Genomic DNA, 23335 nt, shown 5'->3' with positions numbered 1-23335 from the left:
TCTTTCGGCCTGTACGTGTTGCGAATTCTTATGGCTCACGCTGTAGATGGTTGCCCAGAATTCTGACCCCTTCGACTAGATCATTGAGCTGGGCGACCACCCGTGTACCGGTGTCACTATCCTTTCCACCCATGGTTTTGTTGCGCATGAAGTCGCGTTTGATTTGTGCCCAGCGTACTTGCTCTTCATCACTCTGAATGTTGCGCAGCTCGGACAGTTTGAGCAGATTCTCCTCTGCGTGGGTCGTCAATAACTGTGCTTCGCCCTGGTAGTGGTCACTTATCAATTGCAAGATTTCAGCGTCGTTCATCGCCGCGCTGATTTTCTCAGCCATTTTGTTCATGTTGCGGTAGCTGCCTTGCAACTTGAATGCTGGCTCTGTGCGGTATGCGTCATCTTGGGCAGCACTGTCTATGTAGTGCTGGTTGACCTGTCCGACTACATCGCGCACCTGCATCAATCGTTGCAGGGTAGAAACTATTTCGTTGATTTCGGCGTTGCTGTAGGTGTGCTGCAACTCGTTCGCGGAAAAGGGGTTGCCTTGGGCTTTGGCAATAAAGCGATAGATATCCTGCATGTCACGGGTGGCCAGAGGCGCAAGTATAGGGTTGGAAGTAAGGCTGTTCTCTATGTAGCTGAGGTCGAAGATTTCTTTCAGATTGCTGAGGGTATCGCCCAGGTTATAAATATCAGCACGGTTGGCCAGCATATCGGGAACCTTGAACACTTCGCCCGACTCGGTGTAAGGGTTACCAGACATCACAACGCACATGCGCTTGCCGCGCAGGTCATAGGTTTTTGTTTTGCCCTTCCAGACGCCCTCTATACGGCGGGTGCCGTCGCACAGTGAGATGAATTTTTGCAAAAACTCAGGGTGTGTATGTTGAATATCATCGACGTACAGCATCACGTTGTTACCCATCTCAAGCGCCAGGTTGAGTTTTTCCAGCTCTTGGCGTGAGGTGGCATCCGGAGCCTGCGCCGGGTCTATGGAGCGCACCTGGTGACTGAGGGAAGGGCCGTTTATTCTCATGAAAATCAGGCCGAGACGATGCGCGACGTACTCCATCAGAGTGGTTTTGCCGTAACCGGGCGGGGATATCAGCATCAGCAAGCCCATCAGATCTGAGCGTTTATGCTCGCCTGCGGCGCCTATCTGTTTAGCCAGGTTGTCACCGATAAAGCTGAGGTAGACGTCACTGATCAATTTGTTGCGCACGAAAGAAGACAGGGGCCGAGGTTTGAACTCATTGAGGCGCATGGCGTCGCGTTCTTGAGTGATTACGGCCTGACGCAACGTTTGGTAGCGGCGTACCCCCGCAACACAGTGTTCGTGGTGATGACGCAGACGTGAAAAAAAATCATCCAGCGCCAAAACCATGCGTCGTTCCTTAATGCGTGGGTGTTCACCCAGTAAGTTGTCGAGGGTACAACGCAGGTCCACTTCGCTTATTCGCTTGTTCAAAGCCTTGGGTGCCAGCGCCAGGGAAACGGCTTCGGGCACATAAGCAGCCAGTTCTGCCCAGGCTTCCTCGCTGCAAACGCCCTGTAGCCAGTTCTCTACCAGCGCCCATTTTTCGCCAGGAAACAATTTCAGATCGACAAGTGTTTGCTGGAAATCTTCCAATCCTTGCACCGCAATTAGTCGAGCCTCGAGAGCACTGAGCAAATCTCGGGCGTACCGACTGAACGCAAACTCCACGGAGTCTGCTCCAAGCGTGTGCACTAGATACTCGGACGCCTCGCCAGCGTCTCCTGCGGATAAGGTGAGCCCTTTATGCTCACAGAAGTCTTTCATGTGCAGGGCGATATCGATTTGTAACCGTTGTAGCCCCGTTTGCAGACCAAACAATTTCTGTATGCGAAGGCTGTTTTGCGCTCGTGATGACCATGTGCCTAGGATGGAGGGAGTGTCTGTTGCATTTTGTAGCAGGCCCCAATAAAAACTGGCGAGCCCCCGTGCCCTGGGCGAGAAGCGCAAGAGTCCGGCGCTCTCACGCAGCGGCAGCAGCTTGATGAGGATTAGTGCTGCGTCATGGTCATGAATACCTTTTTCGTATCCATCCCGATAACGAGGGGCTGCGAAGTTACGTACGCATCTGGCCATTTTGTTCGGATCGGCCAGCCATTGCTTGAGGGTGTCGATGTTGAGGCCTTCAAGATTGGCATCGGCTGCTGCCAGTACCTCAGCAGCCAGATATTCCGCGCGGTAGAGCTGATCGGATTCTGACTCGATGGAGGCCTGCCAGAAGGGCTGCAGGGTTTGTAATTCAGCGTGCACCAAGGGCTCGAGAAAATCGGTACCGGTCAGGTGCAGGTATAATTGATCGCCGCGTGGCATCAAGGTCAAGTCCAGTTCTTGAGCATTGACGCTGAAACGATGGCGAGGCCCCAGCCTGATGACTTTGCCACCTTGTTCAAACAGCTCACTCTTGTCGCGTAGAGACCGTACTGCCTGGTCTCGAGCCTCCTTGAGGCGAGCTTCGATGTCGTCTGCCTTTACGCTGTCATGCATCTCACGAAAGCGCTCGATCATGTCGTGCAGTTTTAGGATCAGTGGGTCGGCGGCAAAGAAAGCGTGTAGTTCATCCATATGTTGCAAGCGATCAGTTCGCCGACTCAGGCTTTCGAGTATCCGCAGTGCAGCGTCAAGCATGCGCTGTGCACGACGCTGTCGCTCATCCAGCAGGCTTTGCTTATGGGCTTCGAAGGTTTCGAGCAACGCTTCACGCTTGTTCAGAATGTCATCGAGAAACCGTTCATGATCGCCGAACTGGCTCTCCAGTTCTTCCAGTTGTATCAGCAGGCGCGACAGCTGTTCATCGCAGTGTTTCGGGTCCTTGGCTTGCGCGAGCGCTTGGGTAATGCCTTGATTGAATAGCTTGAACTGTGCACCGAACTGGGCGATCGCCTCCGTGAGGCCAAAGGTTTTACGGCGTTGTTCAGCGCTGGCCTTGGCCTGGTTGAGCAGGGCATAGACTTCGGTGATGGCTTCAACAATAAGCGTTTGCCGGGTCACATCGTCAATCTTTAACGAGGTCATGAGCCCGGAGAGCATGTCCAGATTACCCGCCATCTCTTGCAACAGCGCCAATGGTTCATTCAACTGGTGAACGGTTTCGAATTTCTGAATCCGGCCATTCAGTACCTCGAGATCCTGCACATAGGGTTGTAGCGCTGTTTCGCTGGCGAGAAAGGCTGAGGTGGCGGATGCCACGCTATCGCTGGCGGTCAACAGTTCGGCTTCCATGGCATCAATGCGGGCTACGTCGATGTACCGATGGCTGCGAATGGTCAGCAAGCGGCCACGTTGTGCAGTGATGGCATTCAACGTGTCAACGAAATGCTGCACATTGCTCCGGCTCTCGGTGGCCAGCCTGCTGTGCAGTGATTGCTGTTGTGCTTCTGCGCTAGCCATAACCTGGCGGGATTGATGGTGGATACTTTGGACCTTCTCGAATTCATCAAGGATCCGTTCGCCAGTATCAGTTATTGCTCGCAGTAGAGGTGCCAGCTCTGCGCATTGGGGGTCCCCCAGCCAGTGGTACTTATCGAACAGGCTGCGCGTGCTTTGGCAGAGCTGTGTGTAGCGTGCACTTGAAACTTCGCGACTCTCCATTTCGCGGCAAAGGTTCATCAGATCAGAGACGCCTCGCACTAGCTCGGCATTGCCAATGCGGCCAAAGAAGCCGTGACGGGCTGGCTGGCTGGCGGCGAATTCATCGCTGCTGAAGGGGGTTTGCCAGATTTGCATCGCATGAATGCGGGTGGGTTCGTCACCCTCGGCCGAGAAAATCACCATGCGCCCGTCTTCAAGGCTCGCGTACCCATGGCCGAAAATCGGGTTTTGCAATTGGCGGTTGATCACGTTGTAAGTGAAAAGCGCCGAACGCCCTAGTTGCGGGTCATAGAAGATGTATTGCACATCTTCCCCATTGGGTGAGCGGACCGAGCGCTTAAAACGCATGCCGTCCATGGGCTGTTCGAATGCCTTGTGTACACCGCTTTGCAGGTAACAACCGCCGGGGAAGATTATGCCGTGGTCTTCGGGGAGCTGAACGCAGGCAAGGCCTATAGCATCAATGCGCATCACTTGCTGAGTCAGGCTGTTAAATACCAGATACCGCCATTTTTGCTCCCTGTAAGGGAGAATTTTGAGCAGGATCAAGCTGCCTAGGCGAGCGAACTCAATGTGGGCATCGTCCAGGGATTGAGTCGTGTCTTGCACCGGTTCGCTAAAAATACCGAAACCGTTTTCGGTATTGTTTTCAACCTTTAGGGTCAGGTCGCCATTGATGGTTTCGACAAACAAAGTGTCGAGAATATTAATGTTCGGATGACGTCCCTGCACAATCATCTCGCGCGTGGTTTTTATCCATTCGAAGTCAAATGGCGCGGGCAGGGCAATATCTCGTTCGCCCCGGTTATCGATATAGCGAATGTCACGGCCGTCAGCGGAGATTGACCAACGGAAAACCCGAATATCGGTGACACGCTCGCCGATCTGGAAGCTGGCTAAAAGTTTGCCGTCACGAATGGCCAACTGTAGGAGTCGGGCCTCCTTGTAGTAGGTGTAGAGCTCATTGAAGTCGTTGACGAAGCCAGACTCCATGAGAAAGCTATCTGCCAGGGAGGCGGGCTGGGCGTCGTAACTGTCAGTTTCTGACCGCAGATGGTGAAGCGAAAACACATCGCTGACGGTGGTTTCTCGCTTCAGGCCGATGAATACGTTGTAGCCGAACAGCAGGTAGCCGCCCACCTCCACAATGTCTCGCGCTATGCAGTTGTGCTCAGTACGGACTCTGACTCGACCTACCACCGCCATCTGACTGCTGCCAAACTCGCTCAGGCGTTGTTGGTTAAGTGAGTCGCTCAATTGGCGTAGACGAAGACATTGTTCTTGCAGCCGCTTTTGCAGAACTTCATAAGCCCCGCCCTCTGCGACGGCATTATCAATGAGGTCTTGTCGGGGGATGACGGGAGCGTGCGACATGGCTGTAGTCCTGAGTATTCGATGTAGGAGGTAGCCTCCTTCGGCATGCAGCAAAAGCGCCGGTTTTCAGAGAGAAAACCGGTGAGTCAAACCTCAGTTATCGTTGTTGGCCGTAACCGCGGCGGGCTTTTTTTCGACGGCGTTCTGAGGAGTCAGCACTCGTGCTAGAAGATCCTGAATGACTGGACTCTTGCCGACGACACCTTCGATGGCCTTGCCCACAGACAGGGACTTGGCAAAGGTATTGAAAAAGTCGCCATCGCCGCCAACGATATCGATTTTTGCCTTGGACATGGCAGCAGCCAAAACCTGTGCCTGGTCTTTGGCGATGTCTTTGTTGGCTGCAATAGTCGCCATGCTTTCCTCAAAGCTTTTTTCCAGCTGCATGCGAAACTCTTCGTGCTGCCGGGCATTCTCACCGAGTGCTTCGAGAGCGCTGAATTTTTTGCTCAGGCCTTCAGCTTCTGCGCTCAGGCGTTGCAGAAGGATATGTGCTTCAGCGATTCCCAGGTCTTGGGTTGCCTTGGCTTTGGCACTGCCAAGTTGTTCTTCACCGCGTGCCTGGGCACTGAGCATTTCTTCGAGAATCCGGGCTTCTATCAAACCACTTTTCTCTTTGGCGCTGGCTTGGGCTTGCTGAACACGTGCTTGGGCCAAGCCTTTCTCTTCTTCGCCTTTCGCTTCAGCCAGTAATCGCTCTGCATGCACACGCGCCTCGGCCAGGCCTTCCTTTTCCTTGGCCGCAACTGTCACCTCAAGCACTCTGGCATCTGCAAAGCCTGGGGCTGCTCGCTCTGCGGATAGACCTTCGGCGATTTTTTTCTTGGCTTCGGCCTGTTTACCAGCGGCCTCCAGTTCAGCCTGGGCCAAGTTGTTAATTTCGATGGCTTTGTGTCTTGAGCAGGTTTCATCGATTTCAGCTTGCTTGACCCTGCGAACCAGCGACTCTTGCGCTTCAGCCTGGGCATGCAGTACCACCACTTGTTTGCCACGCTCCGCTTCAGACACTTCGCGCACCTCCTTAATGCGCTCTTCTTCCTGGGCCACGGTTTTCTCAACGGCGACCCTTTCGCGAATCACAGAGGCAATGTTTTTTCGTTCGACCTCAAGCGCTTTCTCCATATCGATACGCTGAAGCTCAACTTCACGCTCCCGTGCGACGATCTCCAGATCTTTGGCGCGGGTCACTTTTTCGACTTCTATGACCACAGCACGCTGACGGTTTTGCTGAGCCACTTCAACTTCGCGAAGATGGTTTTCAGCACGAATATCCAGCTCCTGCTGAGTCTGGATTCGAGCGCTTTCAGATTTTAGACGTTCCTCTTCCTGAACCTTGTCCGTCTCCGCTTCTTCGCGAGCGCGCAGGGTATCGATTTCGCGTGATTGTCTTGCTTCGGCGTCGGCTTGCTGGCGCTCCAGGGCCAGTGTGGCTTCGCGTGTTTCGACGTTCTTCTTTTTGATGGCGAGTTCTTCGTTACGCTCAAATTCGTTGGTGATGATGTTTTGCTGGGCCGTCAGCTCGGTAATTTTGCGTATGCCCTGTGCGTCCAGAATATTGCTAGGGTCGAGTGAGTTTTTAGGCGTTTGCTCCAGGTAATCAATGGCAACGTCCTCCAGCACGTAGCCGTTCAAGTCGTTGCCTATGACTTCAAGGATACGATCGCGGAAATTCTGTCTTTCTTCAAAAAGCTGTACGAAGTCGAACTGTTTACCGGCTGTTTTGAGCGCTTCGGAGAACTTTGCATTAAATAACTCGTTGACTGCCGTGCGGTCTGAGGCGCGTTCGGCCCCTATCGCTTTGGCGACCTTTAGGACGTCGGCAGTGGTCTCGTTGACGCGCAGATAAAACGCGATAGTGATGTCGGCGCGCAGGTTGTCCCGGCAGATCAGACCGTCTTTACTGCGGCGGTCAATTTCAAGCGTTATTAACGAGATCTTCATGAACTCTTTTTTATAGATCACCGGATAAACCAGTGCGCCCGTAAAGTGCACTTTGGGTGTGGGCGACATGTCATTAACGATCAGTGCCGTACCTTGCGCAACTTTGATATAGAAAGCTTTGAACAAAGCGAAGAAGCCGATAATCATCAGAACAACTAGCCCAATGCCTATCAGGAAAGGCATTAACATCGCAACGTTCATGTATTGTTATTCCTTGTTAAAGTACGGATTGGGTTTGCTGGATTACTGCTTTCAGTTGTTGTTTTGTGGCGTTGGCGGGCGGCGTTTACAGCCCCTTGAATGCCTGTTCGGATACCACCCGATAAGCATTTTGATTTTCCATATATTCGATCAAGACAAGTAAGTCCCCACGTTTGAAGCCAAGGGCCTCATCAGCTCTTATATGCAGGATCAAGCCTGCACCGCCATCTTCCAGCGTGGCTTCACCGAAAGCGGCCGTTACCTTGGCAGTGCGCACTTTCACGCATTGGCCCAACAGTGACCTGTGGGTGGTAGGCCCCACCTTGCGAAAGAGTGGACGCAATGTGCGAATCAGCAATGCGATTACGGGAACCGAAATCAGCACGCTGGCACTCGCAACGAGAAGCCCAACCGGATAGCGCAGCAGACCTAATGGTAGAGCGCTCAACAGAACGAGTTCGGCGTAGTAGCTAACAAGCCAGGCGAAGAAAAACAGCAGGGTCAAAATCAGGGTTAGAGGAATGCCATTAAGCCCCCACTTATTAAACAACCCAGCCAAGCCTTCGGGTGGCCCGACTTCGGCTTCAAAGGCTGAGTTCACATCAATATCCAGTAGGTCAACTTCAAGTACTCCCATTGCCACACTGAGCCAGTAAACGATTGCCAGGCACAGCAAAAAGCTGAACAGCACAACGGGAAATGACAGAGCTGTTTGCAGAAAAAGTGACATGTATGCATCCAGGTCAAGCACTGAAAAATGGGAGGGTTGACCGCTGATTACGCCTCGGGATGGGGTCGTGCTCGTAGTCGGGTTAACACACTAACGGCGCTGGGTTTGCTAGGCACGATACCGGCCGCCATAAGTTTGTTTTCAAGGGCTGCGTCGGGATCGCTCAATTCAGCCAGTTGGTCTGTAGCTTCGATTTTGGCACCCAGCTCAGCTTGTTTAAGCTTTATCCGGTCCAATGACTGCGCCGCGGCTTGCAGGCTGGCTTTAGGGGCTCCACAGCTTTGAGTAACGGCCAATTGAGCCGTCTGCACGCTTTCAGTGGTTTTTACGCTATCCATTTGCTGTTTGAGGGTCTGTAAGCGGTCTTGAGCCATGGTGATGGCTTTGCGAAGCTGGGCAGCGCTGCTGCCAAGGCTGGCTGTTTGTGCCTGGGTTTCAGGCATCCGTATTTCAAGGGACGCAATCTTCTCAGCCAGCTCTGTTGCCAGCGTTTCATCACCGGATGCCAAGGCTTTGAGCGTGTAGTGTTCAAGCTCCTCAATTTTGGCGGTGCTGTTTTTTTCCCGCTCAGTGGCGAGCATGTGTTTGGCCATGATTTGAGCCAATGCTTCTTTTGACTTGTGCAGTTGAGTGTCGGCATCTCGAATTTCTTGTTCTAGAATGCGCAGCGCCTGACCATCCACGAGTGCCTCGCCTACTTCGTTAGCGCCGCCACGCAGCGCCGTCAGTAATTTGCTCCAGACGTTCATCATGAGTTTCCTTTCAATGGGAGGCACCCGAATGTCATTGCATGATTAACGGGTGATCAGGGGGTGACGGCTTGTTTCGACACAAGCGCCTGCAAACGGGTCGCAATACGAGCTTTCAGTTAATGAATTCTTGGCGGTGGATATAATCGTTCCTGCACATAACTTGTATGTAGGCTCGTTCTTTAAAGCTTGTCGTCTAGGTACTTATCGGTTCTGTTTATTAATCGCTAGGCGCGGCTCAGCACGCTGCGCGATAATCCCTCGCTCGCCTTAACCGCCTTGAGTTGTCTATGTTGAACCCGCCTTTCAACCCCGCCGAGCATCAAGCCAGCACCTTGTACCTGCCACCCGGAACATGGCCGACGGTGCTCGACTGTTTGTGCGAGCACTTTCGTGCCATCAGCCGTGAACAGTGGCTTGACCGTATTGCCCGTGGTCGGGTGCTTGATGCCAGCGGTGCACCGATAAGCCCGTTCCTGGCATATAAGGAAGGCCTGCGCATTCACTACTTTCGTGAAGTGCCTAACGAAACGCCCATTCCGGTTCAGGAAGCAATTTTGTATGCCGATGAACATCTGGTGGTGGCTGACAAACCGCACTTTTTGCCCGTGACCCCAGCCGGTGAATACGTTGAGCAGACGTTGTTGCGCCGTTTGATCCGCACGCTGGATAACCCGCATCTGGTGCCGCTGCACCGCATCGATCGGCATACCGCCGGGCTGGTGTTGTTTTCCGCTAACCCGGACAGTCGTTCGGCGTATCAGTCGTTATTTCCTACGCGAAAGATTGAGAAGCGCTACGAGGCAATTGCCAGGGCTTTACCGGATCTTGAACTGCCGCGGGTGCATAAAAGTCGACTGGTTGAGGGCGAGCCTTTTTTCCGCATGCGTGAAGGCGAGGGCGTCAGTAATACTGAGACGCTAGTGGATGTGTGTGAGAAAAACGGCGATTTGTGGCGTTATGCGCTCTACCCGGTGACCGGCAAAAAGCATCAGTTGCGTGTACATATGGCGGCGTTGGGCGCAGGGATATGCAACGATCCGTTCTACCCCGAGGTACTCAATGACGCTCTGGATGACTATGCCAACCCGCTAAAGCTGCTGGCGCAGAGTCTACGCTTTGCCGATCCGCTGACAGGGCAAGAGCGCTGCTTTGAAAGCCGTATTCATCTGGATTGGTAGATGGCAGGCCTTAAGCAATACAACCCGCGCAAGGCGGGTTGTATTGAGGGGTCTGAAACTTACAGCTCTTTAACGGTACGAATCTGGTCTTTGTTGATGCGGGTTTCTTTTCCGTCCAATTGTTTGAACTGGTAGAAGCCGGAATCCTCATCGAACTTAGGTGTATCCACCGCCTGGATTTCACGACCGTCGTTGAGCGTGATCACGGTTGGCGAAGCGCAGCCAGCAAGGGCGGCCAGACCAGCAGCGAGCATAAGGGCGGCGAGCGAACGATGAGTCATGGTGTATCTCCAACGAATGAAAGTGCTTTAAAGATTATCTGTCCTTGAGACGTATACATCGCCTGCAAGTTCCTTGGCTAGTGGGACAAGTTCTGGGTGCGCTGTTAACCGAGCAAGTCCGGTGTATTGAAATTGGTCAGTCGAGGGTCATTGTCTGCGCATTGCAAGGCTCGGGCATTGAGCTGGAGCATGATTTTGCGCGGGCTGCGCTCTCCTGCCCGCCAGGCCTGTTCAAAATCTGCTGCCAGCGCCTTGGGAATGACGCAGAACAACGGCTCCCAGTGTTCACCATGACGCACCATTGCCGGTTGTTCTGGGTGCTCAAGAGCCACTTGCAGCAAGGCACGCAACAGCGAGGCGTCTACATGAGGGACATCGCAGGGCAATACCAGCAAGTGCGAATGCCGAGCTACAGCCAAACCGGCCCGGATGCCTGCCAGCGGCCCGTCAAAGTCCTGATTGCCATCACTGACCAACTGGTCGGCATAGCCTGCGTATTGTTCATGATTGCGATTGCACGAAATGATCAAGTCATCGGTCAATGGCCGGGCCGCACGTTGGGCATAAGCAATCAGTGGCTGCCCTCGCCATAGCACCAACCCTTTGTCCTGCCCGCCCATGCGCTGGCCGCGACCACCTGCCAGCAGCAATATGGAACATTCAAACTGACTCATGGGTGGCCTCCGCGCATCCAGGCAAAATTAGCGCTGTGATATAACACTGGGCTGTTTCTCCTACAACTGGACCTCGTCTATGAAAGCCAAGGTTGATACACCTTTCGTACCTTTAAATATTGCAGTTCTTACCGTCAGTGACACTCGTACTCTTGAAACCGACACCTCGGGTCAGGTGTTTGTTGATCGTCTGAGTGAGGCGGGGCATCGCTTGTCTGCGCGAGTATTGCTCAAGGATGATCTCTACAAAATCCGTGCTCAAGTCGCGACCTGGATTGCCGACGATGAAGTCCAAGTGGTGTTGATTACCGGTGGTACCGGCTTTACGGCCCGTGACAGCACACCGGAAGCCGTGAGCTGCCTGCTGGACAAACAAGTCGACGGCTTTGGTGAGCTGTTCCGCCAGATCTCGGTGGCCGATATTGGCACCTCGACCGTACAGTCGCGGGCATTGGCCGGCTTGGCTAACGGGACGCTGGTGTGTTGCCTGCCGGGCTCCACCAATGCTGTACGCACAGGCTGGGACGGCATTTTGGCTGAACAACTGGATTCGCGTCACCGGCCCTGCAATTTTGTCGCGCATTTGAAGCAGGCACCGGCTTGCGAAAGCCGTGGGTAAGCCGGGCCATACTGGCCCCTTGATGCCCGTTGAAGAAGCTCTTGCGCGGTTGTTGGCGTTGGCCGACGCGACCCCTGTCCGCGAACGCGAGTCGGTGACGATAGCCGCGAGCGAAGGCCGGGTATTGGCCAACGATCTGGTGTCGACATTGGATTTGCCGCCGTGGCCCAACAGTGCAATGGACGGTTATGCGCTTGATTTTGCGGAGTGGACGGGGGAGCCGCTGCCGGTCAGCCAGCGTATTTTCGCAGGTCAGGCTCCGACGCCATTGGTGCCAGGTACCTGTGCCCGGATCTTCACCGGGGCTCCCGTACCTGCGGGAGCTAACTGTGTCGAAATGCAAGAAAACGCTCATGTGCAGGCCGATGGCCGGATTGTGTTCGCCGAGCCTTTACAGTTGGGTCAGAACATTCGTCCTCAAGGGCAGGAAACCACGGTGGGAGAAATCGTACTGCCAGCCGGCACGCGTATAGGGCCGATCGAACAGGGGCTGGCGGCCTCGTTGGGTTGCGCCACACTGGAGGTCATTCGTCGGGTAAAAGTGGCGGTGCTGTCGACTGGCGATGAGCTGGTCGAGCCGGGCCAACCCTTGGGGCCGGGGCAAATCTACAACAGCAATCGCGTGTTGCTGTGCAGTTGGCTCACGCGTTTAGGCTGTGAGGTGGTGGATGCGGGAATCTTGCCTGATGACTTGCCGGCCACCCGTCAACGTTTGACGGAGTTGGGCGCAGTGGACCTGATTTTGTCTACGGGCGGGGTATCAGTGGGCGAGGCAGACTTCCTCGGTATTGCCCTGCGCGAAGAAGGTGAACTGGCCCTCTGGAAACTGGCCATCAAACCCGGAAAGCCGCTGACATGCGGGTATTTTCGCGGCGTGCCTGTCATAGGTTTGCCTGGGAATCCGGCGTCAACCCTCGTGACTTTTGCCCTGTTGGCACGGCCCTATCTGCTGCGTCGACAGGGCGTACAAGCGGTCGAACCTTTGAAGTTTCAGGTTCCCGCCGGTTTCGTCTGGGCTAAACCGGGTAACCGTCGCGAATACCTGCGCGGTCGTTTGGAGCAAGGACGCGCCGTGATCTACAAAAATCAGAGCTCCGGCGTGTTGCGCAGCGCTGCGTGGGCTGAAGGGCTGGTGGAAGTGTTGGAAGACCGCACGCTGTCTGAAGGCGATTGGGTCGGGTTTATTCCTTTAAGTGAAGTTCTGGGATGAATCTATCCCTGTCCAATCGATAAATAACTCGGATTGGTTGGGTCTTTTCGATTTGGCTGTTGTCCAAAAGCCTGACCGATTTTGTTGAGGGATAAGCATGAGTGCGGCAAAGGCTTTTTTGATTTTGCACGGTAAACAGGCGCTCAACGAAGACGTACGGGCTGCGGTTGAGCAGCGCCGTGCGCAAGGCTGGGAGCTGGCAGTACGGCTGACATGGGAAGGCGGGGATGCCCAGCGTCTAGTGCATGAAGCATTAGATGCCGGCTATACCCGCGTGATTGCCGGTGGCGGTGATGGCACATTGCGTGATGTCTGCGAAGCCATGGCGCAGGCCGGCACTGAGGCTAGCCTGGTGTTATTGCCGTTGGGGACTGCCAATGATTTTGCGCGGGCCGCCGGGGTTCCGCTGGCGCCTGACGAGGCCTTGGCGCTGCTTGACGCCCCTGCCCATGCCATTGATCTGGGCGAGGTGGATGGCCAGGTCTTTTTAAATATGGCAACGGGCGGCTTTGGCAGCCAGGTTACTGCCAACACCTCGGAAGACCTGAAGAAAGTCTTGGGCGGTGCGGCGTATTTATTTACCGGATTGTCTCGTTTCAGTGAGTTGCATGCCGCTTACGCTGAATTGGTAGGGCCGGACTTTCACTGGAAAGGCGACTTGCTGGCCCTGGGGATCGGCAATGGCCGACAGGCCGGCGGAGGCCAAGCGTTATGCCCTGATGCTCTGGCGGACGATGGCTTGCTCGATATCAGCATCTTGCCCGCGCCCCAGGAAGTGGTCGGCACACTGAAGAACTTGATGGCGGGTGGCTGGGGCCTGGATAACCTGTTTGTCCGCAAGCGATTGCCCTGGGTTGAGATCAAGACCAGCGAAGGCTTGTCCATTAACCTTGATGGTGAGCCCATGGAAGGCGACTCCCTGCGTTTTTCTGTGCGCAAGGGCGCGCTGAACATCCATTTGCCTCACGATTCGCCCGTGTTGAGTCAGTCAAGCCATAAAGCTATCTGCGCGCCAGCCGATAACCCTGAGCATTAAGTCCCCACGTTCAGGAGTTATCTATGGCCGGCATTCTCGACACGGTAGACCAGCGAACACAGCTGGTCGGTGAAAACCGACTGGAACTTCTTATGTTTCGTCTGGCCGGTCGCCAGTTGTTTGCCATCAACGTGTTCAAGGTGCAAGAGGTCTTGCAGCTGCCCCAATTGACCCTGATGCCTCATCGTCATCCGCATGTCTGCGGGGTGGTCAATTTGCGGGGCAAAACCCTGCCCGTGATTGATCTTTCTCAGGCAATTGGTATGCGGCCATTGGTGCCGGGGCCTGACAGCACAATTATCGTGACGGAGTACAACCGCTCTGTTCAGGCATTTCTGGTAGGGGGCGTCGACCGGATTATCAATATGAATTGGGAAGCCATTCTGCCCCCGCCCGGCAGTGCCGGACGCCGTCATTACCTGACCGCGATTACCAAGGTTGATGAGCATTTGGTCGAAATAATCGACGTGGAGAAAGTGCTGGCTGAAATCGTGCCGTACAACGCCAAAGTCTCACGCGATAAGCTCGAGGATCCGGTTCTGGAACAGGCTCGTGGCCGTGAAGTGCTGTTGGTCGATGACTCCAGCGTTGCGCTGGCGCAATTGCGTGAAACCCTCTCACAACTGGGCGTCAAAATGCATGTTGCCAGTGACGGGCTCAAGGCGTTGAACATGCTCAAGGCTTGGGCGGATGGCGGTCACGTCATGACCGACAAGTTGCTGATGATCTTCACTGATGCCGAAATGCCTGAGATGGATGGTTATCGCTTGACCACTGAGATACGCAATGACCCGCGCCTGCGTGAACTGTATGTGGTGCTGCACACCTCGCTGTCCGGGAGTTTCAACGAGTCGATGGTGAAGAAAGTCGGCTGTGACAATTTCCTGTCCAAATTTCAGCCGGATAAATTGGTTGATGTCGTGCGCCAGCGCTTGGTGCGCGATCAAGTGCCGGCATGACGTGCGGCATTTGCCTGATCTTTGCATCGCAGTAAGGCTCCTATAATCTGGCGGTTTTAACTCCGCAGGAAGCCGACTCATGCTGCGTCTAAGCGCGCTTTACCGTTATCCGCTGAAATCTGCGAAAGGGGAGCACCTGCCGCAAGCCGCTCTCGACAAATTAGGTGTGGTCGGGGATCGACGCTGGATGTTGGTGGATGAGGCGAGCGGGCGTTTTCTGACTCAGCGGTCCGACCCGCAGATGAGCCAACTGTCGGCTTTATGGAATGCTGCTGGCGGCTTGACCTTGAGCGCGCAAGGGTTTGAAGCCCTTGATGTCCAAGTGCCGGAACCGGAAAACGACCTGCGCGGCGTTACGATATGGCGCGATACCTTACGCGTGCCCGACGCGGGAGATGCGGCTGCCGACTGGCTGAGTCGTTTTATCAATAAGCCGGTGCGGTTGGTGCATGTACCTCTTCAGCGTGCCCGCATGACTGAAGCAGGTTATGGGCGAGACGATGACAAGGTGGCGTTTGCCGATGGCTACCCGCTTTTGCTGATTGGTCAGGCGTCGCTGGATGATATTACGAGCAGAGTGGGCCGGCCGCTGGAGATGTTGCGGTTCAGGCCAAATCTGGTCATTGAGGGCAGTGAGGCGTTCGCGGAGGATGGCTGGAAGCGGATCCGCATTGGTGATGTCGAGTTTCGAGTCGTCAAACCCTGCTCGCGCTGCATTCTTACCACCATTGATCCTCAAACCGGCGTACGTGATGAACATCGTGAACCGCTGACGACCCTGATGTCCTATCGCAAGCAAGAAGGCGGCACGATGTTTGGCCAGAACCTGGTCAATGACAGCAATGGTGTACTGGAAGTTGGAATGCCAGTGACAGTACTGGAGTAGCGGGTGAGACCTGTAGTCGCTGACAGGGAACGAAGGCTGCGATGGGCGGCAAAGCCGTAGTAGAGCCTCAAATTCCGAGGTGTCGCCTTTTTCGACCGCTTCGTGCTCGAAAGCGGCCGTTGTCAGCAACTACGGTCAATAGCGGTTATTGATCGTCGAAAAAGCGTTCATGCCAATCAACCAGTGGCTGCGGGATATTGAGCTTCTGCCCGTAGATCACCGAATATGACAGCACGTTCTGCACGTATTGGCGGGTCTCATCGAACGGGATGCTTTCAATCCACACATCGAAACCCAAATGGTTCGCACCTTTGAGCCACTGGCGAACACGGCCGGGGCCTGCGTTATAGGCGGCCGAAGCCAGCACCCTGTTGCCGTTGAACTGGCCATGTACCTGGCTCAGATAGGCAGCGCCCAGCTGAATGTTTTTATCCGGGTTAAGCACCTGCTGCGGGGAGGCCAGCGGAATATTGAATTTTCTCGCGGTCTCTTTGGCGGTGGCTGGCATCAATTGCATCAAGCCGCTTGCACCCACGCCAGAACGTGCGTCATCCATAAACGCACTTTCCTGTCGGGTAATGGCAAACACCCAGCTGGAGTGAAGGCCCCTAACTTTGGACTCTCGCACCAAGGTGTCGCGGTGAGCCATCGGGAAGCGTATATCCAGGTCGTCCCAATACTGCGCCTGGCTGATGGTGCGAATCGCCGGGAAGTACCATTTCAGGTCATAGGCCAGTTTGGCCTGCGCGACCATTTCATCGCGGTTGAAGTGGCGACTGACGTAATACCATTCTCGCCGCCCGTCGACGATCTGGCCGCGATCATGAAACTCCAGTGCCCGCTGAACGCCCGGGGTGTTGCGCACTTTATTGATGAGCTGCGGGCTGAGTACCAGCGGTTTGTTGTTTAGCTGATAAGGCGTCTGGGCGCGATCTGCGGCCAGGAATCCGTAAAAATCACGCTCCTTGGCGACATTTTTGAACAGTGCGAGTGACTGCGGGTTTTTTGGCTCGGCCAGCTCAAGGCTGCGGGCCTGCCAATAGCGCCAGCGGTTGGTGCTGGCCAGATCCTGCGGCAGCTTTTGCGTTAACTGGTAAGCATCTTGCCAACGCGCAAGGCGCAGCAACAGGCGCAGACGCCATTCGGTGACGGTGTTGTCGCGCAGCTCAGGGTCGTACTTGGTCATGATATCCAGGCCGCGGCTGTCATAGCGGCGGGCGAACGTCAGACCTATTTCACGGGCAATCGCGACTTTTTCGTCACGTGAAAAATGCATGTTGGTGGCGTAAGTGTCGAGCAGTGAGGCGGCTTTTTCCGGGTCTTGGCGTGCCAGGCGGCGCAAGCCCAGACCCACGGCATCAGACATGGCCTCGCTGGCCGGGGCGAAGCGTGAGGGCTGGCTGAGCATGTCGGGCTTTTGTGCCACGTCAATCATCAGCTTGGCCTGTGGGCCGAGGCTGGTAAGGCCGTTGGCCAGCGAAGTGGCCAAGCCGTAATTACGCGCCTCCGCTGCCAGCTTGACGCGCTGCCAGCGCTTCTGTTCAGTCAATTGACCTTCCGCGGCCCACTGGCTAAACAGAGCATCACACGCGGCAGGTTGCGCCTTGCCCACCAGCCAGAGTTTTTCGGCACTGGCGTAGCCCTCAGCCTTGCGGTTGTGCTGCAACTCATATTGACCGTTCAGGCAGTCCAGCTCTGTGAAATTAAGCTTGGGATCGTAGTACTTGGCGAAAGTCGCCCAGTCGCCACGGTCTGCCAGCCAGCGCAACCAGCGCAGTTTCATCCAGTTGGCTTGTGGCAAGTCACCATGCTCGGCCAGAAACTGCTCTATTTCAGCATTGTCGGCCGATTTTAGGCGCGCGGTCAGTTCGTCGTAGGCCAGGTAAGGCGTCAGTGGATACGAACGAAGGGCGGCGGCATTCTGAAAGTAGGGGCCAGAGTCACCTTTGGCTAATGCTCGTTTGGCTTCGTCATACAGTTGACGTTGTTGGGTAAGGTCTGCGGCATGGGCGGATTGCACGGCGCAGGTGGTGAGAAGCAGGCAGGATAAAAAGTTGAAAAGGCGACTGCGCATGGGGCTTCCGTACAAATAGAAAACGCGACAAGTGCAGACCCGGCCTGCACTGATTGTGCCGTAGCTTAGCCTTTTGCCAGCGCGCCGTGAAAGCATTGGCGGCCATGCGGTGCAAGTTGGCACTAAATGGAGGGAGAAGAGCACCGTCGACGAAATACCCGGCCGCCAAAGGGCTCAAATCAGGTAGAATGCGCGCCCAGTTTTCGGAGAAGATCATGACCCTGCTCAAATTCAGCGATGTGTCCCTTGCTTTCGGCTCTACGCCGTTGTTGGACAAGGTGTCCTGGCAGATCGCCCGTGGAGAGCGGGTGTGCATCATCGGCCGCAACGGCACCGGCAAATCCAGCATGATGAAGCTGGTAAAAGGTGATCAAAAACCCGATGACGGCTCTGTCTGGCGCGCACCCGGCCTCAAAATAGGCGAGTTGCCGCAAGAGTTGCCGGTAGCCGACGAGCGGACAGTATTCGATGTGGTTGCCGAAGGTCTGGACGGTGTGGGTGAGCTCTTGGCTCAGTACCACCACCTGAGCCAGAACATCGTGACCGATGCCGACCTGGACAAATTGATGCACGTCCAGCAAGACCTCGAAGCCCGTGATGGCTGGCGCTTGCAGCAATTGGTCGACAGCACCCTGAGCCGTCTGCAGTTGCCTGCTGATAAAACCCTGGCTGAATTGTCTGGCGGCTGGCGTCGACGCGTCCTGCTGGCGCAAGCACTGGTTTCTGAGCCAGATCTGCTGCTGCTCGACGAACCGACCAACCATTTGGACATCGGTGCGATTGCCTGGCTTGAAGAAGCGCTTAAAGATTTCCAGGGCGCTGTTCTGTTTATCACCCACGACCGTTCCTTCTTGCAGAACCTGGCGACCCGGATTCTGGAGCTGGACCGCGGCGGCCTGATCGACTGGAACGGCGACTACGCCAGTTTCCTGGTGCACAAAGAAGCCACGTTGGCGGCCGAAGAGACCGCCAACGCCTTGTTCGACAAGCGTCTGGCTCAGGAAGAAGTGTGGATCCGTCAGGGCATCAAGGCCCGTCGTACCCGTAACGAAGGCCGCGTGCGTGCCTTGAAAGCGCTGCGTGTTGAGCGCAGCGAGCGTCGCGAGCGTACCGGCAAAGCCAATATCCTGCTGGACACGGCTGACAAGTCGGGCAAGCAAGTGATGGTGCTTGAAAACGTAAGCTTCGCGCATCCGGGCGGTCCGTTCCTGATCAAGGACTTCTCGATGGTGTTGCAGCGTGGCGACCGTATTGGTCTGCTGGGTGCCAACGGTACCGGCAAGACCACGCTGTTGAAGTTGATGCTCGGTGGCCTGCAACCGACTGAAGGCAAAGTGGAGGAGGGCACACGCATTGACGTGGCGTACTTCGACCAATTGCGTCATCAGTTGGATCTGGAAAAAACGGTTATCGATAACGTGGCCGAAGGCCGTGATTTTATTGATATCGACGGCCAGAGCCGCCATGTCCTCAGCTACCTGGGCGACTTCCTGTTCAGCCCTCAGCGTGCTCGCACGCCAGTCAAGGCACTGTCGGGTGGTGAGCGCGCCCGTTTGTTGCTGGCCAAACTGTTCAGCAAACCGGCCAACTTGTTGGTACTCGATGAGCCAACCAACGACCTTGACGTTGAAACGCTGGAGCTGCTTGAAGAAGTCCTGCTGACTTTCCAGGGCACAGTGCTGATGGTCAGTCACGACCGGGCATTCCTCGACAACGTGGTCACCAGCACCCTGGTCTTCGAAGGTGAAGGCAAGGTGCGTGAATACGTGGGCGGTTATCAGGACTGGTTGCGTCAGGGTGGTTCGCCGCGTCTGTTGGGTGTGACCGAGAGCAAATCCGGTAAAGCTGACTTGAACTCTGCGGTCGTGGCAGCAGCACCGGCTCCAGCCGCTGCTCAGCCGGCCCCGGCCGCTAAAAAGAAATTAAGCTACAAGTTGCAGCGTGAGCTGGAATCGTTGCCAGGCGAGATTGATGCTAAAGAGCAGGCGATTGCTGCTGTCGAAGCCGAAATGGCTGACGCAGGCTTCTATCAGCGTCCTGCAGCACAAACAGCTGAAGTGATTGCCAAGCTTGAGAAACTGCAAGCTGAGCTTGAGCAATTGGTGGAGCGTTGGGCTGAGCTGGATGCCTGATTGACCGTCTGCTGAACTGAAAAAGCCCGGCCTTTTACAAAAAGGCCGGGCTTTTTTGTTGTTACATCCAGACTAAGTCAGTCATCCGATTTTTTCAGGCTGACCGCCAGGACATCACACGGTGCACCATGCAATACGTCGTTTGCCGTAGAGCCCAGCAGCAGAGCGAGACCGTGTCGGCCATGACTGCCAACGACGATCAGGTCGCATTTTTCTTTAATGGCGAAAGCGTGAATTTCCTGCCGAGGCTGGCCAAATTTAAGATGGCAGTTGGCGGTGGTAAGTTGTGAGTACTTATCGATCAGCCGTTCAAGGCGCTCGTTGGCCTGGTCAAACTGTTGTTGCTGCAATTGCGACAGATCCATCGGCACGTCGCCCCCAAATGCCATCGCCATCGGCTCGACGATGTGTATCAGAGACAACTTGGCGCCGTTAGCCTCGGCACTTGCGCTGGCGCGATAGATCACCGGATCACATTCTTCAGTCAGGTCGACGGCGACTAAAATATGCTTGTAGGACGTTAGCGTGGAAGGCATGTGAAACGCTCCTTTAGATGACAATGGTTTTGAGTATGGCCCTTTTTGAAGGGGCACGGTTCATGTCGGCAAATTCGTTTAACAGGTAATAAGAGTACAGATATGACGGTATGGATAGTGGTGTCAATCCTGGCGCTGGTTTTGAGTCCTCTGGCCTGGTTGCGGCCTTCGCGCCGTCAGAGCGGCCGTATGGCGCTGCGCATGGAGGCTCGACGCATGGGGTTGTCCATGCAGCTGGCCAAACAGCAATGGCCTCATTGGCTCGAGCCTGAGCCGCCGGGTTCCTGTGCTCAGTTTCTTCGACCGCGGCGCAGTACTAAGCCAGATGAGTGGTGCTATTGGCAATCATCTCCGGGAATATGGGTCAATCAGTGGCGTGAAGAGTGCGTGGATGAACGTTTGTTAACGCAGTTCAAAAAGTTGCCGGCTAGCGTGTACAAAATCGAAGCCACCTCGCAGATGATCGCGTTGTATTGGGGGGAGAAAGGCGAATCTGAAGTGCTGCTGGCCATTGACGAGGTGCTCAAGGCATTAGCCTGAGTACGCAGCACTGGTGGTCGCTGTGGAGGCACGAAAGCTGCGATGAGCCAGGCGCTCAGACCTTGATATTCAAGTTGCGCGACGTGTCAGATACTGAGGCGTCCTTGCATTTACGAAGGCTTTGCCGGCGATCGCAGCTTTCGAGCCTCGTCAGCGACTACAAATTGCGACCGACCAGTCGTTTTATCATCGTTGGTTTGGACAATTGACAATCGTTGGCTTTTCCGTGAAGGTGTCGACACCCAAATCAAACGGGCGTATGAATCGAGTGTTTGTCCTGTAAGACGATGCTCGCATCACCCCGATTATCGCGTTGGCGGGTGTGCCTGGCGGATTGGAATCTGTATTGGCCCAAAGGTCAGTGACGGCCAGACGCAGGCGTGCGACGTGTACTGTTCAGCTTCCATATCCTGGAGATCAGTTGATGATTTACGAAGGTAAAGCCATCACGGTTACGGCTCTTGAAAGTGGCATCGTCGAACTCAAGTTCGACCTCAAGGGTGAGTCCGTCAACAAGTTCAACCGTCTAACCCTGAACGAATTGCGTCAGGCGGTAGATGCGATCAAGGCAGACGCCTCGGTCAAGGGCGTCATCGTTTCCAGTGGTAAAGACGTATTTATCGTCGGTGCCGATATCACCGAATTCGTCGAAAACTTCAAGTTGCCGGATGCCGAGCTGATTGCTGGCAACCTCGAAGCCAACAAGATCTTCAATGATTTCGAAGACCTCAATGTTCCGACTGTCGCTGCCATCAATGGCATTGCGTTGGGCGGTGGTCTGGAAATGTGCCTGGCTGCGGACTTCCGGGTCATGGCCGACAGCGCCAAAATCGGCCTGCCTGAAGTCAAACTGGGCATTTACCCGGGCTTTGGCGGCACCGTCCGTCTGCCACGCTTGATCGGTGTTGATAATGCCGTTGAGTGGATTGCCTCCGGAAAAGAAAACCGTGCCGAAGACGCGCTGAAAGTCAGCGCTGTTGATGCTGTGGTGACGGCTGACAAACTGGGCGCTGCCGCACTTGATCTGATCAAGCGCGCTATCAGTGGCGAGCTGGACTACAAAGCCAAGCGCCAGCCGAAACTTGAAAAACTCAAGCTGAACGCCATTGAGCAAATGATGGCGTTCGAAACCGCCAAAGGTTTCGTGGCAGGCCAAGCGGGCCCGAACTATCCGGCGCCGGTTGAAGCGATCAAGACCATCCAGAAAGCCGCGAACTTCGGTCGTGACAAGGCGCTGGAAGTAGAAGCCGCCGGTTTCGCCAAACTGGCCAAAACCTCGGCTTCGCAGTGCTTGATCGGGCTGTTCCTGAACGATCAGGAACTGAAGAAAAAAGCCAAGATCTACGACAAGATCGCCAAAGACGTGAAGCAGGCTGCCGTTCTCGGTGCCGGCATCATGGGCGGCGGTATTGCCTATCAGTCGGCCTCCAAAGGTACGCCGATCCTGATGAAAGACATCAACGAACACGGTATCGAGCAAGGGCTGGCAGAAGCCGCCAAGTTGCTGGTGGGCCGCGTTGATAAAGGTCGCATGACCCCGGCGAAAATGGCTGAAGTACTTAACGGCATTCGCCCTACGCTGTCTTACGGCGATTTCGGCAACGTCGACCTGGTGGTCGAAGCGGTTGTCGAGAATCCGAAGGTCAAGCAGGCGGTGCTGGCTGAAGTCGAAAACCACGTACGCGAAGACGCGATTCTGGCGTCCAACACCTCGACCATTTCCATCAGCCTGTTGGCCAAAGCCCTCAAGCGTCCGGAAAACTTCGTTGGCATGCACTTCTTCAATCCGGTGCACATGATGCCGCTGGTTGAAGTGATTCGTGGCGAGAAGTCGAGCGATCTGGCGGTTGCAACCACCGTTGCTTACGCCAAGAAAATGGGCAAAAACCCGATCGTGGTCAATGACTGCCCGGGCTTTTTGGTCAACCGTGTTCTGTTCCCGTACTTCGGTGGTTTTGCCAAGCTGGTCAGCGCCGGTGTCGACTTTGTACGCATCGATAAAGTCATGGAGAAATTCGGCTGGCCGATGGGTCCGGCCTACCTGATGGACGTGGTCGGCATCGACACCGGCCACCACGGCCGTGACGTGATGGCTGAAGGTTTCCCTGATCGCATGAAAGACGATCGCCGTTCGGCGATTGATGCGCTGTACGACGCCAAGCGTCTGGGTCAGAAAAACGGCAAGGGTTTCTACGCCTACGAAGAAGACAAGCGCGGCAAGCAGAAGAAAGTCGTTGATTCCAGCGTGCTTGAAGTGCTCAAGCCCATTGTTTACGAGCAGCGTGAAGTGACCGACGAAGACATCATCAACTGGATGATGATCCCGCTGTGTCTGGAAACCGTGCGCTGCCTGGAAGACGGCATCGTTGAAACCGCAGCCGAGGCCGATATGGGTCTGGTTTACGGCATTGGCTTCCCGCTGTTCCGTGGCGGCGCGCTGCGCTACATCGACTCGATCGGTGTTGCAGAGTTCGTGGCCCTGGCCGATCAGTACGCTGAACTGGGCGCGCTGTACCACCCGACTGCGAAGCTGCGTGAAATGGCCAAAAACGGCCAGAGCTTCTTCGGTTAAGCGCCCCATTAGAGTGAGAGT

At 55.2% G+C, this 23335-nt stretch carries 17 protein-coding genes; 9 read left to right on the top strand and 8 right to left on the bottom strand.

Translation table 11 applies throughout. From position 1 onward, the window contains the following. Positions 1-28 precede the first annotated feature (28 nt). From EQV93_RS10580 to EQV93_RS10565, 4 genes are all read right to left on the bottom strand, one after another. The gene (locus EQV93_RS10580) at positions 29-4993 is read right to left on the bottom strand and encodes a DNA repair ATPase (RefSeq protein ID WP_240891525.1); all 4965 of its coding nucleotides are present in this window, start codon (positions 4991-4993) and stop codon (positions 29-31) included. A 93-nt stretch (positions 4994-5086) separates the two neighbouring features. After that, positions 5087-7135: a flotillin family protein gene (locus EQV93_RS10575; protein ID WP_240891524.1), complete on the bottom strand. Its 2049-nt coding sequence runs from the start codon at positions 7133-7135 to the stop codon at positions 5087-5089. Between the two features lie 85 nt (positions 7136-7220). Continuing rightward, positions 7221-7865 (bottom strand): hypothetical protein, encoded by a 645-nt coding sequence (locus tag EQV93_RS10570; protein WP_240891523.1) that lies wholly within the window; start codon positions 7863-7865, stop codon positions 7221-7223. A gap of 47 nt (positions 7866-7912) precedes the next feature. After that, a complete protein-coding gene (locus EQV93_RS10565; RefSeq protein ID WP_240891522.1) occupies positions 7913-8614 on the bottom strand; it encodes a PspA/IM30 family protein in 702 nt (233 codons plus the stop codon). Positions 8615-8904: 290 nt separating this feature from the next. On the opposite strand from EQV93_RS10565, the gene EQV93_RS10560 reads away from it, so the two are divergent. Beyond that, positions 8905-9795 (top strand): pseudouridine synthase, encoded by an 891-nt coding sequence (locus tag EQV93_RS10560; RefSeq protein ID WP_240891521.1) that lies wholly within the window; start codon positions 8905-8907, stop codon positions 9793-9795. 59 nt (positions 9796-9854) lie between these two features. Here the strand turns inward: EQV93_RS10560 and EQV93_RS10555 are convergent, their stop codons facing one another. Further along, positions 9855-10076 carry a YgdI/YgdR family lipoprotein gene (locus EQV93_RS10555; protein ID WP_122784031.1) on the bottom strand — a complete coding sequence of 74 codons (222 nt, stop codon included), beginning with the start codon at positions 10074-10076 and terminating at the stop codon, positions 9855-9857. A 104-nt stretch (positions 10077-10180) separates the two neighbouring features. Beyond that, the gene (gene mobA / locus EQV93_RS10550; protein ID WP_240891520.1) at positions 10181-10750 is read right to left on the bottom strand and encodes a molybdenum cofactor guanylyltransferase MobA; all 570 of its coding nucleotides are present in this window, start codon (positions 10748-10750) and stop codon (positions 10181-10183) included. A 79-nt stretch (positions 10751-10829) separates the two neighbouring features. Between mobA and moaB the strand changes: the two genes are divergently transcribed. The 5 genes from moaB (at position 10830) to EQV93_RS10525 (ending at position 15460) form a co-directional block, all read left to right on the top strand. Next, the gene (gene moaB, locus EQV93_RS10545) at positions 10830-11369 is read left to right on the top strand and encodes a molybdenum cofactor biosynthesis protein B (RefSeq protein ID WP_122784033.1); all 540 of its coding nucleotides are present in this window, start codon (positions 10830-10832) and stop codon (positions 11367-11369) included. A gap of 22 nt (positions 11370-11391) precedes the next feature. Continuing rightward, on the top strand, positions 11392-12579 hold the full coding sequence (locus EQV93_RS10540) for a molybdopterin molybdotransferase MoeA (RefSeq protein ID WP_240891519.1): 1188 nt from the start codon (positions 11392-11394) through the stop codon (positions 12577-12579). Between the two features lie 97 nt (positions 12580-12676). Continuing rightward, the gene (gene yegS, locus EQV93_RS10535) at positions 12677-13615 is read left to right on the top strand and encodes a lipid kinase YegS (RefSeq protein WP_122784034.1); all 939 of its coding nucleotides are present in this window, start codon (positions 12677-12679) and stop codon (positions 13613-13615) included. 23 nt (positions 13616-13638) lie between these two features. Then, on the top strand, positions 13639-14574 hold the full coding sequence (locus EQV93_RS10530; protein ID WP_122784035.1) for a chemotaxis protein CheV: 936 nt from the start codon (positions 13639-13641) through the stop codon (positions 14572-14574). Between the two features lie 79 nt (positions 14575-14653). After that, the gene (locus EQV93_RS10525; protein ID WP_240891518.1) at positions 14654-15460 is read left to right on the top strand and encodes an MOSC domain-containing protein; all 807 of its coding nucleotides are present in this window, start codon (positions 14654-14656) and stop codon (positions 15458-15460) included. A 145-nt stretch (positions 15461-15605) separates the two neighbouring features. Here the strand turns inward: EQV93_RS10525 and EQV93_RS10520 are convergent, their stop codons facing one another. Next, entirely contained in the window at positions 15606-17534 is a 1929-nt protein-coding gene (locus tag EQV93_RS10520; protein WP_122784037.1) for a transglycosylase SLT domain-containing protein, read from the bottom strand. Between the two features lie 215 nt (positions 17535-17749). On the opposite strand from EQV93_RS10520, the gene EQV93_RS10515 reads away from it, so the two are divergent. Next, on the top strand, positions 17750-19666 hold the full coding sequence (locus EQV93_RS10515) for an ATP-binding cassette domain-containing protein (protein ID WP_122784038.1): 1917 nt from the start codon (positions 17750-17752) through the stop codon (positions 19664-19666). 77 nt (positions 19667-19743) lie between these two features. Here the strand turns inward: EQV93_RS10515 and EQV93_RS10510 are convergent, their stop codons facing one another. Further along, positions 19744-20202, bottom strand: a complete 459-nt coding sequence (locus EQV93_RS10510; protein ID WP_146383856.1) for a universal stress protein — start codon at positions 20200-20202, stop codon at positions 19744-19746. A 102-nt stretch (positions 20203-20304) separates the two neighbouring features. Between EQV93_RS10510 and EQV93_RS10505 the strand changes: the two genes are divergently transcribed. Together EQV93_RS10505 and fadB are read left to right on the top strand one after the other, a co-directional pair. Then, positions 20305-20742, top strand: a complete 438-nt coding sequence (locus EQV93_RS10505) for a hypothetical protein (RefSeq protein WP_122784040.1) — start codon at positions 20305-20307, stop codon at positions 20740-20742. A 424-nt stretch (positions 20743-21166) separates the two neighbouring features. After that, positions 21167-23314, top strand: a complete 2148-nt coding sequence (gene fadB, locus EQV93_RS10500) for a fatty acid oxidation complex subunit alpha FadB (protein WP_122784041.1) — start codon at positions 21167-21169, stop codon at positions 23312-23314. Positions 23315-23335 lie beyond the last annotated feature (21 nt).

Origin of the sequence: Pseudomonas sp. TMW22091 (genome assembly GCF_022496705.1) — a bacterium.
Taxonomy (GTDB): Bacteria; Pseudomonadota; Gammaproteobacteria; order Pseudomonadales; family Pseudomonadaceae; genus Aquipseudomonas; species Aquipseudomonas saxonica.
This window is presented reverse-complemented; position numbering and strand designations above follow the sequence as displayed.